This is a genomic window from Kosakonia oryziphila (assembly GCF_900094795.1).
In the GTDB taxonomy this organism is placed as follows: domain Bacteria; phylum Pseudomonadota; class Gammaproteobacteria; order Enterobacterales; family Enterobacteriaceae; genus Kosakonia; species Kosakonia oryziphila.
Map to the genome: position 1 here is coordinate 30555 of NZ_FMBC01000012.1, position 11741 is coordinate 42295.

The 11741-nt window shown below is 57.9% G+C and carries 13 protein-coding genes; 1 reads left to right on the forward strand and 12 read right to left on the reverse strand.

Annotation, left to right across the window (positions count from 1 at the left end; all coding sequences use genetic code 11):
- Positions 1-272 precede the first annotated feature (272 nt).
- A complete protein-coding gene (locus GA0061070_RS07710) occupies positions 273-803 on the forward strand; it encodes a flavodoxin (protein WP_090135036.1) in 531 nt (176 codons plus the stop codon).
- 111 nt (positions 804-914) lie between these two features.
- Here GA0061070_RS07710 and nifM read toward each other — a convergent pair whose 3' ends face one another.
- From nifM to nifK, 12 genes are all read right to left on the reverse strand, one after another.
- The gene (nifM, locus tag GA0061070_RS07715) at positions 915-1709 is read right to left on the reverse strand and encodes a nitrogen fixation protein NifM (protein ID WP_090135038.1); all 795 of its coding nucleotides are present in this window, start codon (positions 1707-1709) and stop codon (positions 915-917) included.
- A complete protein-coding gene (locus tag GA0061070_RS07720; RefSeq protein ID WP_090135040.1) occupies positions 1706-2149 on the reverse strand; it encodes a nitrogen fixation protein NifZ in 444 nt (147 codons plus the stop codon). Before GA0061070_RS07720 ends, nifM begins: the two co-directional genes overlap by 4 nt.
- Positions 2146-2406: a nitrogenase-stabilizing/protective protein NifW gene (locus GA0061070_RS07725; protein ID WP_090135042.1), complete on the reverse strand. Its 261-nt coding sequence runs from the start codon at positions 2404-2406 to the stop codon at positions 2146-2148. Before GA0061070_RS07725 ends, GA0061070_RS07720 begins: the two co-directional genes overlap by 4 nt.
- Entirely contained in the window at positions 2406-3545 is a 1140-nt protein-coding gene (gene nifV, locus GA0061070_RS07730; RefSeq protein ID WP_090135044.1) for a homocitrate synthase, read from the reverse strand. Before nifV ends, GA0061070_RS07725 begins: the two co-directional genes overlap by 1 nt.
- 10 nt (positions 3546-3555) lie before the next feature.
- Positions 3556-4758 (reverse strand): cysteine desulfurase NifS, encoded by a 1203-nt coding sequence (gene nifS, locus GA0061070_RS07735; RefSeq protein WP_090135046.1) that lies wholly within the window; start codon positions 4756-4758, stop codon positions 3556-3558.
- 16 nt (positions 4759-4774) lie between these two features.
- The gene (gene nifU / locus GA0061070_RS07740; protein ID WP_090135048.1) at positions 4775-5614 is read right to left on the reverse strand and encodes a Fe-S cluster assembly protein NifU; all 840 of its coding nucleotides are present in this window, start codon (positions 5612-5614) and stop codon (positions 4775-4777) included.
- A gap of 207 nt (positions 5615-5821) precedes the next feature.
- Positions 5822-6286: a NifB/NifX family molybdenum-iron cluster-binding protein gene (locus GA0061070_RS07750; protein ID WP_090135052.1), complete on the reverse strand. Its 465-nt coding sequence runs from the start codon at positions 6284-6286 to the stop codon at positions 5822-5824.
- Positions 6273-7658, reverse strand: coding sequence for a nitrogenase iron-molybdenum cofactor biosynthesis protein NifN (nifN, locus tag GA0061070_RS07755; RefSeq protein ID WP_090135054.1), 1386 nt, complete (start codon positions 7656-7658; stop codon positions 6273-6275). Before nifN ends, GA0061070_RS07750 begins: the two co-directional genes overlap by 14 nt.
- Before the next feature lie 10 nt (positions 7659-7668).
- On the reverse strand, positions 7669-9042 hold the full coding sequence (nifE, locus tag GA0061070_RS07760; RefSeq protein WP_090135056.1) for a nitrogenase iron-molybdenum cofactor biosynthesis protein NifE: 1374 nt from the start codon (positions 9040-9042) through the stop codon (positions 7669-7671).
- Between the two features lie 156 nt (positions 9043-9198).
- Positions 9199-9861, reverse strand: a complete 663-nt coding sequence (locus GA0061070_RS07765) for a NifB/NifX family molybdenum-iron cluster-binding protein (protein WP_090135058.1) — start codon at positions 9859-9861, stop codon at positions 9199-9201.
- Between the two features lie 11 nt (positions 9862-9872).
- Positions 9873-10091 carry a putative nitrogen fixation protein NifT gene (nifT, locus tag GA0061070_RS07770; RefSeq protein WP_090135060.1) on the reverse strand — a complete coding sequence of 73 codons (219 nt, stop codon included), beginning with the start codon at positions 10089-10091 and terminating at the stop codon, positions 9873-9875.
- A gap of 41 nt (positions 10092-10132) precedes the next feature.
- A complete protein-coding gene (nifK, locus tag GA0061070_RS07775; protein ID WP_090135061.1) occupies positions 10133-11695 on the reverse strand; it encodes a nitrogenase molybdenum-iron protein subunit beta in 1563 nt (520 codons plus the stop codon).
- Between the last annotated feature and the right edge of the window lie 46 nt (positions 11696-11741).

Below are 11741 nucleotides of genomic sequence, written 5' to 3' on the forward strand. Positions count from 1 at the left end.
CTCATTAACCATGCAAAGGATACGCCTTTGACCTCTGTTACTCGCCGTAAGATTGATCCAGATCCCTGTTTGCCGCCGATTTTTAGTCTTTTGCCCTCTGGCTGTGCGCAGCAGAGGCCATTCTGGCGGATAAAAAAGCGCCGCTCTGGTGCATAACGGGCCAATACAGTGCAGCCATTGCCCGGCAAAAAAACTGGCACAGCCTTCGCAATATCTCCGGTGATAGCCGCCTGTTCATGGCGGATTTACACTTTTTCTCACAGGAGCACGCGATGGCTAACATTGGAATTTTCTTCGGTACTGATACGGGCAAAACCCGCAAGATTGCCAAAATGATCCACAAAAAACTGGGTGCGGCGGCCGATGCGCCGGTGAATATCAACCGTACCGATCTTGACACGTTTCTTTCTTATCCGGTGCTGCTGCTGGGGACACCAACGCTCGGCGACGGGCAACTACCGGGGCTGAATGCTGGCTGTGAGGAAGCGTCATGGGGAGAGTTTGTCGCCCAGCTTGATAGCAACAGCCTGAGCGGTAAAACCGTGGCGTTGTTTGGTCTTGGCGACCAGGTGGGCTACCCGGATAACTTCGTCAGTGGCCTGCGCGCGCTGTATGACGTGCTGAAAAACAGCGGCGCGCAGATTGTTGGCCACTGGCCGAATGAAGGCTATGAATTCAACGCCTCATCGGCGCTGGAGGCGGATAAATTTGTCGGCTTAGTGATCGATCAGGACAACCAGTATGACCTGACCGACGAGCGGGTGGATGCCTGGCTGGAAACCCTTAAACCGGTATTTTTGTAAGCGATATGGCCGGGTAACGCTGTATTTACCCGGCAACAACCACAGGTTAGACAGGAAGGCTTGATAAGTGTTCGCACCATCCGGCGGTGCATGTTGAGGATTACGGTGAAATTATCCCGCCACCACGCTGCGGGTTAACGCCGCCAGCCACTGTCGCTGGTACTGCTGCTGATGTTGACCAATCAAATAACGTCTCGCTTTTTCCAGCGCTTCTTCCTGCGGCATCGGTGCGGCGTCACGGATCGCTTCGCACCACAACAGATGCCAGCCGAGGCGGGTTTCGATGGGCGCGCTGAGGCCATTTTCCGCGAGCGCAAACAGTGCGGCGTCGAGTTCTGGATAGAGCAGCCCTTGGCTTATCCAGCCGAGACGTCCGCCCTCCAGTGCGCTGGGGCAGTGAGAGTAGCGCTGCGACAGCCGGGCAAAAGCCTGGCGCGAGGCGCTAATGTCCTGATGAAAGCGGCGGATCTGGCGCTGCACTGCGGCATCGTCGTTATCGACCGTCAGCAACAGGTGAGATGTCAGCCGCTGCGGCGGGCGCATAAACTGCGCCTGATGTTGCTGATACCACGCCAGCACCTGTAAATCGTCCGGCAGCGGGGCGCGTCTGGCAACATCGGCGAACTGCCACTCCATACGGGCATGATGCCGGATCACCGTTTGCCGCTCGCCAGCAGAAAAATGCCCGTCATCCAGCCAGCTTGCCAGCGAGGTCGCGACACTTTGCAGTAGGCTATCCGGCAGAGCTTCACCGACAGCAACTTCCACCACCGCCTGTTCCAGTTGGCACTGGCGGGTAAAGGCGTCGTCGAAAGCAGTTTGCTGATCGGCAGGAATGTGTTCCGGTTCGCACTGCCAGCGCGTTATCGCCAGCCGCCGCCGGGCGAAGCGTTGCCACGGTGTCATACATCGGTCTCCAGCAGGATGATGGCGCTGGCGGGTACCTGGAACCAGCGCCCGGAAAACGTGACGGTGTAACTATCGCCGCTTTCGCCCTGGTCCGTTCCTTCGATGCAACCATGCTCTCCGGCGGCGATTACCACTTCGCCATTCACTGACAGCGCGTGGCGGCAGGCAACCCGATCGCCATACTGAAACTGCCCGGCGTGCCACGGAACAGAAAGCGGCAGCAGTTCCTGCTCGCGGCAGCCAACCACTAAATCATCATCAAGAAAATGCACCTGATAGATAATCTGATCCATCAAAAACGTGCCCCATTCGCGGACAAAACCCGTACTGCCGCGACGAACCAGCAGGTCGCCGCGCGCAAAGCCGCGCATGGTGCCGTCATTGCGAATGGCGCGGGTAACGCGCACCTCTTCGCCAAAATCGAATTTTTGTCTCATGGGGTCTGCTCCGGAAGGTAGTGCTGATAGCTCTCCGTCAGCAACCTGCGCGCCAGCAGCCACGGGGCACGGGGTGCCTCTTCAAGCAGATTGCGCAGCGGTACGTTTTGCCGCAATCGTTGGTGAAACTCCCGTAACACCGGCAGACAGCAGTGGCGCAGCACCAGCGGGTCATACGGCACGCTGAAAAACTCAAAAAAGGATTCGGCGCTATCGAGTTCATCCACGCCGGGGATTTGATAAAACCACTCCATCATCAGCCCCTCGCAAAATGTGCAGATTCCCCGCACAGCGCATCGTAGAGTGCCACCAGTTCATCCTCTTTTGGTGTGCGTTTCCAGCGTTCAGCAAAGCGGCGGATCGCCGGCAGCAGCAGATCGATTTGCAGGGTATCGAGGTGATATCCCATGCGGGCGAAGACGCCATCCACCGCCTGGCGGCCGGAGTGTTTGCCCAGCACCAGCCGGTACTCACGACCCATCAGCGCCGGATCAATCGCCTGATAGCTTTCGCGATCGCGCAGCAGCGCCGCGACATGAACGCCAGATTCATGGGTGAACACCTGCGAACCTACCAGTGGTTGCTGCGGGTCAATCGCCCGCTGTGCCGCGTTGGCCACGGTCTGGCACAGAGACGGCAGGCGTGTAAAATCAACGCCACAATCCCGTTGCAGACAGCGGCTCAGGCTCAGCGCAACGGTTTCCAGTGCGGCATTGCCTGCGCGTTCGCCCAGTCCCAGCACTGTAGTGTTGACGCTGGTGGCTCCGGCACGTACTGCCGCCAGCGTATTGGCGGTCGCCAGCCCCAGATCATTGTGCGCGTGCATTTCGATTTCACCCGGCCAGTATTCGCCAAGCGCCTGGATGCGTACGGTGGTGGTAAAGGGATCGAGCAGGCCGAGAGTGTCGGCAAAACGTAGCCGTTTCGCTCCCGCCTCGCGGGCGATATCGGCAATCTGGTTCAACGTCTGATCGCTGGCGCGCGAGGCATCTTCACAGCCGACACAAACCTGCATTCCCAGCGTCCGCGCTTGCGCAATCAGCGTACCCAGTTTATCGAGCAACTGCGGTAGCGGCTCGCGAAGCTTGTACTGGCGTAGCTTATCTGAAGCGGGCAGAGAGATATCCACCCAGTCCATACCAAGATCGGCGCTCTGGCGGATCTCGTCGCTGTTCATCCGACACCAGGACATCAGCGTTGCGGCGGGCAAATGCTGGCGTACCTGTAAAATACGCTGGCGCTCCTCGTCGCCCATCGCTGGCGTGCCGATTTCGAGCGCGGTTATGCCCGCGGCAAACAACGCCTCGGCGATGGCGATTTTCTCGCTGGCAAGAAAAGCGACACCGGGGCTCTGTTCACCGTCGCGCAGGGTAGTGTCGTTGATAAGCACGTTCATGCGCGCCGCCTTAGCCGTATAACGGCGCAAATGCCGAATCAGCCACCACGGTTTTTCCCTCCTGCCAGTAGGGCGAGAGCATCCGCAGACGGGCAATAATCGTTGGCAGTGTGTCGATTACGTAGTCGATCTCTTTCTCACGCGTATAGCGCGACAGCGAGAAACGAATCGTACCGTGCGCGGCAGTGTAAGGAATGTTCATCGCCCGCATAACATGCGAAGGCTCCAGCGAACCGGAGGTACAGGCGCTACCACTCGACGCCGCAATTCCCATCTGATTCAGCAGCAATAAAATGGCTTCCCCTTCGATAAACTCAAACGCCAGATTGGTGGTGCCCGGTACGCGCGGCTGATTGCCACCCATCACCATTACGGAAGGCACCTGCGCTATGAGGCCTTTTTCCAGTCGATCGCGCAGTTGCGCCAGCGAGGAGGCACCCGGCAGATGGATTTGCGCCAGTTCGCAGGCCGCGCCCATGCCGACAATCCCGGCGATGTTTTCTGTCCCGGCACGGCGACCTCTCTCCTGATGGCCGCCGCGCAGCAGCGGACGAAAACGTGTCCCGCGCCGCAGATAGAGGCAGCCTATGCCTTTCGGCCCGTGCAGTTTGTGTGCCGAACAGGAGAGCATATCGATCTGTGTACGGCCAATATCCAGCGGAATTTTTCCGACCACCTGCACGGCATCACAGTGGAACAGCGCACCGTATTCCTGTGCCATGGCCGCCATTTCAATCACCGGAAACAGCACGCCGGTTTCGTTGTTCGCCCACATCACACTGACCACCGCTACCTGCGGGCTTAGCGCCTGGCGGTACTGCGCCATATCCAGTGCACCGTCGGCATTAACGCCAATGCGGTGGATCAGATAACCCTGGCGCTCCAGGTGTTCGCAAACGGCAAGCGTGGCCGGGTGTTCCACCGCTGTGGTAATAATTTCCCGGCGCTCCGGCATCAGTTCAACACAGGCGAGCAGCGCCGTTGACGTGGCTTCGGTGGCACAGGAGGTGAAAATAATCTCGCTGGCATGGTCGGCACCAAGCAGGTCGGCAACCTGCTGGTGCGCACGCTCAAGGGCCGCGCGGGAAGGTGTGCCGAAATCATGAATCGAAGACGGGTTACCATAATGCTCGGTCAGGAAGGGCATCATCGCTTCCAGTACCATCGGATCGATTCGCGTGGTGGCGTTGTTATCCAGATAAACCTGTTTCATGTTCTTCCCCTCTCTGTTAATACGCTGCGGCTTCGGCGGCCACGACTTCCATATAACAGCCGGTGCGTTCCATCAGTTTTTGCTGTAACCAGGCGAGCGTCATGTCGGTCATCATGCAGCCGCTACAACTGCCGGAGAGACTGACCGTGACTTTGTGGTTTGCCACACTGAGCAGCGCCATATCGCCACCATCGGCCTGAACATGCGGGCGCAGTTCGGTAATGGCATCAACCACTTCCTGCCAGTGCGGATCTTTGGTTGTCGCAACCGGCGCGGCGACCTGCGGGTGCTGTGCGAGAATATCGGCCAGCGCCAGTTCGATTTTTTCATGGCACGAGGTACAACCGCCGCCGGCTTTGGTGTAGTTGATCACCTCTTCCAGCGTAGTCAGCCCGTTGCTCAGCACCGCGCGGCGAATCTGTCCTTCATCCACGCCAAAGCACTTACAAATCAGTGCGCCTTCTTCGTGCTCATCTTCCAGCGTCTCGCCGCGGTAGTTAGCGATGGCAGCGCGCAGCGCTTCCTGGCCCATGACTGAGCAGTGCATTTTTTGCGGCGGTAAACCGTCAAGATAATCGGCAATCTGTTGGTTGGTGACCTGTTCGGCCTGCGCCAGTGTGCGGCCGATAATCAGTTCCGTTAAGGCGGAAGAAGAGGCAATCGCACTGCCGCAGCCAAAGGTCTGAAACCCGGCCTCAAGAATGGTTTCATCTTGCGGATCCACTCGCAGCATCAGCCGTAACGCATCGCCACAGCTTAACGATCCCACATCACCCACGGCGTTGGCGTTTTCCACCACCCGTGCGTTACGGGGATTAAAAAAATGATCTTTCACTTTCTCGGAGTAATTCCACATGCTTTTGGCTCCCAGTATGTATGACGGAACGCGCCGGAGCGCATTACACCGCGTCAATCAACAGCGTGTAATAGGGGGGAAGCAAAAGCAGTACCAGAAAGTTAATTCTTTATATTTCAATGAGATGATTTTGTTGTCTGACATAAAACTGCGAACTATGTCGCAGTTTTATGTTGGCTTTGTCACAGAGCTGACACAGAAAAGGAATTAGCGCTTATCCTCTTCCTGCCACTCATCCTCCTGCAGCAGGCGGGCAAAGCGATCGGGATTGCGGCTGCGCTCACTTCTTCGCTGCTCTTTGTCGTACCAGTAGTGTTGGATCTCCTGCAACAGCCCGACAATCGGCGTATCAGCCGGAACGCGCACCGCGCGTACGCCGACCTGCAAAAGCTGGCGAAAAACCGTCTCACCGATCGCGACACAGTAGAGCGTCACGCAATCCTCCAGCGCGCTAATCCGGCTGGTCAGCTTCTCCTGTTGATGACCGGGCAGTACCGTGAAATCCACCACCCGCAGCAGGGTAACGTCATCCTCTTTGACGCCGTACACCACCAGCCGCGGCGTGGCGCCGAAATGCTGATCGACATGGTGGTAATCCGAACTGGCAAAGGCCACTCTCATCGACCATTCGCTGTCGCAGATGGTGCTGAATTGTCGGTTAACATGTTGCATAGTCACCTTCCGAAGATGCGGGTTCGTAAAAACGCTGACGCAGCGGGGAGTGATAAGCGGCAAGATGATGGTGGCGATCGCGCTGCGCGTTTGCCAGCTCAAACAAGGTGTCGCGCATTCCGGCGTAACCCTGGCGCACGCGGCGAAATTCGCCCAGGCGGTCGAACAGGGGGAAACCGGCGCGCACCAGCGGAATGCCGAACTGCCCGGCCAAATCAGCGGCGTGAGAATTGGACACCAGCAGCGATGCAGGCGTTTCGCACAACAGATCCTGCATATCTTCCAGATCGCCGATGATGACTTTTTCAACCGGCAGATCCTGCAACCCTTTCTGACTCACTGGTGCCACCACCGGGCCGGGAACCATGCCCATATCGCGGGCGAAATCACACCAAGCGGCGAGCAGATCGCCCTCGGCAGCCAGCGCAACAGGTACGCCCTGCAACCACATATGACAATCGATCATCGCATCCTGCAACTGCCCGCGCTGGCGCTCGATCCACGCCGGAACGTCGCGCCCGGAGAGGCGTTTCAGTTGATGAATAAACGTATCGCACTGGCTCATGGTCATCAGGTGCGGCAGCGTGACCACTTCCGCGTGGCTGCGCTGCGCCAGCAACTGAGCTGCGCGGGAGAGGGAAACGCCAATGGCGAAAGTGCCGAGGCTCTGTCCCATCTGCTCAATCAGCCGCAGGCTGCTGCCGCCCTGAGTAATCGGCGAGAAATCCCCACTGGCGAGATGACCGTCCAGCGACTGGGAGAGATCCGGCACAATCACCGGTTGCAGGCCAAATGCCTCGACATAACTGCGCAGCAGCTCCACGTCGCCCGGCGTCAGCAAATGGCTGAGCAGCAAGTTCACGCGGCGATTGCGCACACCCGGCTGCGGCTTTTCCGGCACCCACTGTTCAACCATGCTCTCCAGTACCGCGCTGTAGCCATTTTCCAGGCTGCCATAAAAATCCGGCGTGTTAACGGTCAGCAGCGCCACCCCTTTATGGCGCGGAAATTCATCGCGGAACTGACGCACCACGCGCGAAATATCGCTGCCCTGGGCCTCGGAAAGGCCAGTGCTCAGCAGCACAATCGCTTTCGGGTTGTTACGTGAGCACAGCACATTCAGCGCAGTGAAGATGTTCTCATCGGCACCCATAATGGTGGATGTCGGGTCCATTGCTGTCGATTGCAGCGGGATCGGGTCGTGAAAATGCTGAATAAAAAAGACCTTCGCGAAGGCGCTACACCCCTGGGCACCATGAACCAGTGGAATGCTCTGTTCAAAGCCCATACTTGCCAGAATCGCGCCCAGCGGTTGCCCACTTTTTACCGGGCTGACGGCCAGCGGTTTTTTACTGCGGATAATTTCTGCCATTGCGGGCTCCTTATTGCCACGGGGCGCGGGAATGGGTTTGCGACCAGACCGGGCTTTCCATAGTCAGGCAGAGCTGTTCGGCCAGCGTGACAATGCCGCGGTAGCCAGCAAAGGCGTGCTCGCGCTCCTGATTAATATCGAGGAACGGCAGACGCGCCTTGTAGGCGGTATACATATTGCGTCCCCCGGCGATCATCATGTCCGCCTGATAGCGGTAAACCACGTCCAGCAGCGAGCGGGCGTTACCTTCATCAAGCATCAGCGCGTCGGCACCCATCAATTCGCGGATGCGCTGTTTATCCTCTTCGGTGGATTTGCGTGTGCCGGTCGCCACCACTTCCATACCCAAGTCCTGGAGTGCTGAGACCACTGACCAGGATTTCACGCCGCCGGTATAGAGCAGCGCTTTGCGCCCGCGCAGGCGCTCGCGTAGCGGGGCCAGTGCCTGCTCTGTTTGTTGTTCTTCACGGGCAATGAGCTGTTCGGTGCGCTGCATCAGATCGCGGTCTCCGGTCAGCGTCGCCAGTTGACGCAGGGCGTCAGAAGTGGCACGTACGCCATAAAAACTGCCTTCAAACCACGGCGTGCCGTAGCGCTGTTGCAGCGAGCGGGCAACGTTGATCAGCGCTCTGGAACAGACCAGCATATTGACCTGCGCCCGGTGCAGCGTCTGGATTTCACTGAAGCGCCCGTCGCCGGAAAGGCTACCGAGCACGCGAATACCCAGTTCATCGAGCAGCGGCTGGATGTGCCAGAACTCCCCGGCAATATTGAATTCGCCAATCAGCCCGATATCGTGTCGGTGCGCCGGGGCAAAAGGGGTATCTTCCGGCCACGGCGCGGGTTCACGCCCGCCAATCACCTTTTTCACCATTACTTCACCGGCCAGCCGGTTGCCGAGATTTTTGCTGCCGTAAAAACCGGCGACATCAACAGCAATCACCGGTACGCCGATGGCGGTTTCTGCCGCCTGACAGACGGCCTCGATATCGTCACCCTCCATCGCGGGTACGCAGGTGTTATAGATAAAAACGGCGGCCGGGTGGTAACGGTTGACGATATGACGCACAGCATGGAACAGGCGGCGCTCGCCGCGCCCCATGATCACATCCTGTTCGCTCAGGTCGGTGGTAAAACCCAATCGGTTGATCGCCGGGCCAGAGCTGAAACTGCCCCGGTTATCCCATGAGCTACCGGTACAACCAATGGGGCCGTGTACCAAGTGGGCAACATCGGAGAGTGGCAGCAGGGTGATCTGCGCACCGTCAAAGGCGCAGCCGCCCGCTGTTGCGCCGGGTTTCGGCGCGCTACAGCCGGATTTCTGTTTATGGTTGTGCTCGCAGGCAGGTTCATCGAGCAAAGCCAGGATCTCGTTCCCCTTCATCTTCACCTCATCATCTGGTTGGGTTGTAGCAGAAGGTGCAATTCGCGAGCCAGTAATGAGTGATTGATTTTTAAGAGAAAAAAAGTGTCGGTTTTGCAACAAAGCAGACAATTGGCGCAATGTTCACGCAAAAAAAATCCCCCGAAGGGGATGGATTCAGAACACCCGTTCTTCCAGCGGGTTGGCGCGCTCAAGGCGTTTTGCCAGCCACGGCGGCAACTGCCCGTTGAGGAGCGTTTTGATGGCGTCGCATTGCGAGGTGATGGTCTGGCCGGGGGCAACTTTCATCGGATGGATATTGTGGCGGATCAGGCGGGCAGCGGCGGGGCCGCCAACGGCTTCGCAAAACAGCAGATGGCAATCGCTGAGCAGTTGCGCGCGGCTCTCGTTGGGCTCTTTGTCCTCGGGGCTGGCGGCGTAGCGGCGTAAGTCATACAGCCAGCCGCCCTGGTCATCAAAGGCATAAATAAAAAAAAGCCGCCCCTGACCAAAATGGCCATTGATTGCCAGCCCATCCTGCGAGCAGAAAGCGACAATCAACTGCGGGCGGCGCGCCGCGTGGTTGCTCACCCGCAAATGGGCGGGTAGTTCGCCGTTCAGGCACGCTTTCACCCGCGCCCAGCGACCGGCGGACATTAATGCTTCCTCATGAGGAAAGCGCTGCTCCAGATGGCGTTGATCCAGCGAGGCCAGCAATTCCGGCGTCAGCACCTCATCACAGTCGCCGGTCAGCCACGCCATTATTTGCGCAGGTTGCAGTTCCGGCAGCGCCTGGAACAGCGCCAGCATCCGCCAGAAAAGGGTATCGTTGTCGGACATGGCTTATCTCCTTATAGCAGGGCGTCACGGGTGGCGCGCAGACTAATGGGAAATGAGGGCCGTCCCGGTTGCAGATTGACGTAATAGCGGCGACCACCCTCAAGAGAAATTGCACCGCCCCAGCGTTCCGGGGAGTCGTGCTCAACGTCCAGGATTTTCGCTTCCAGATCCTGTTTGGCGATATAACAGTAGAGATCCGCGCCGCGCTGGCGAATAGTAACGACCGGCATAGTGCCTCCCTGAGCCCCGCGCAAGGCGGGGCTGTGATGGTTTAACGGATAAGATCGAAGCTGTAGTCAGTTTTGCCGAGCTTGATGGTCTCTCTGTCGACTTTCTCCAGCACCGCATTGACCAGCGTGGTGAGGATACTCATGGCCCCCTCGTAACCCCAGGTAGTCTGGCGGTGCAGATGATGGCGATCGAACAGTGGGAACCCCAGGCGGATCAGCGGCACTTCAAACTGCTCACCCTTCGCCAGCGTATCGCGCTGGATAAACTTGGCGTAGGAGTTGCCGATCATAAAGTCCGGCTGACGGGTAAACATCAGCGAGCGGAAATGCCACAGATCGCAGTTGATAAAGACTTCGCTCTCTTTCCCGTATGGCGAGGCGTCGAGCATTTTCTTCATCGCTTTTTGCCAGCGTTTGCTGCCGTTATGACACAGGATAACCGTCGGTTCGCAGCCCAGTTCCAGCAGGAAGCGGGTCAGTCCCATGACAAAATCCGGGTCGCCAAACAGGCCGAATTTCTTGCCGTGTAGCCAGGTATGGGAGTCGAGCATCATATCCACCAGCCGTCCACGTTCCAGCGCTAAGCTATCCGGAATGGCTTTGCCGGTTAACTGGCTTACTGTCATCAGCAGTTCATCTGTTCCGGCCAGCCCCATCGGGATTTGCACCTCGGTGGCGGGTTGGTTCCAGCTTTCCTGCACCACTTTTTTGCTTTTCACCAGTTGCCAGGGTTGCAGCAGCAGGGTATCGATAGCGTCAGGCGCTTCGCGCATCTCCTGCTGGGTCGTGCCGCCAGCGTACATGTGATAATGCCCGTCTGCTGGCGTATCCAGCACTTCGGAGGGATCGGAAAGCAGGCTGCACGGCACCTCCATTTGCGCCATCATGCGTTTCAGTACGCGGAAATTGCCGAGATAAGTTTCAAATCCGCTGACCAGATTGATACGCGGTAACTTGCCCGGTTGCCCGCTGTAATCGGCAGTAAAAGTACGGGCGAAGCCCTCAAACATATTGTCCCAGCCGGTGATATGACTGCCGATAAAGCTTGGTGTGTGCGCGTAAGGCACCTGGATTGCCGCGTCGACAAAGCCATCTTTTTTGGCGTTAGCAATAAACGCCTGGAGATCGTCGCCGATGACTTCCGCCATACAGGTGGTAGAGACGGCAATGATTTCCGGTTTGTAGAGGGCACTGGCGTTCTGCAACCCGGTGTTCAGGTTGTTGTTGCCGCCGAATACTGCCGCATCTTCCGTCATCGAGTCAGAAACACAGGCAATCGGCTCTTTAAAGTGACGGTTAAAATAGGTGCGGAAATAGGCTACGCACCCCTGGGAGCCGTGAACATACGGCAGCGTATTGGCAAAGCCCAGCGCGCAAAGTACCGCGCCCAGCGGCTGGCAGGCTTTGGCCGGATCGATTGTCAGCGCTTCGCGTTGAAAGTTAAGCGCTTCATACTCTGCCGTGGTGGTCCATTGAAAGACCTCCTGCACGCGCGCCGGATCGTGGGCCTCTTCCAGTTGCCGTTTATCTTTAAACAGCATCTGGTACGCACCCTGTTCAAACAGCGGATGACAGTTTTGAATTTTCTCAGCACTTTGGCTCATGGTGTTCTCCTCCCGCGCCACAAATCGGTGAACAGACGGGATAGCA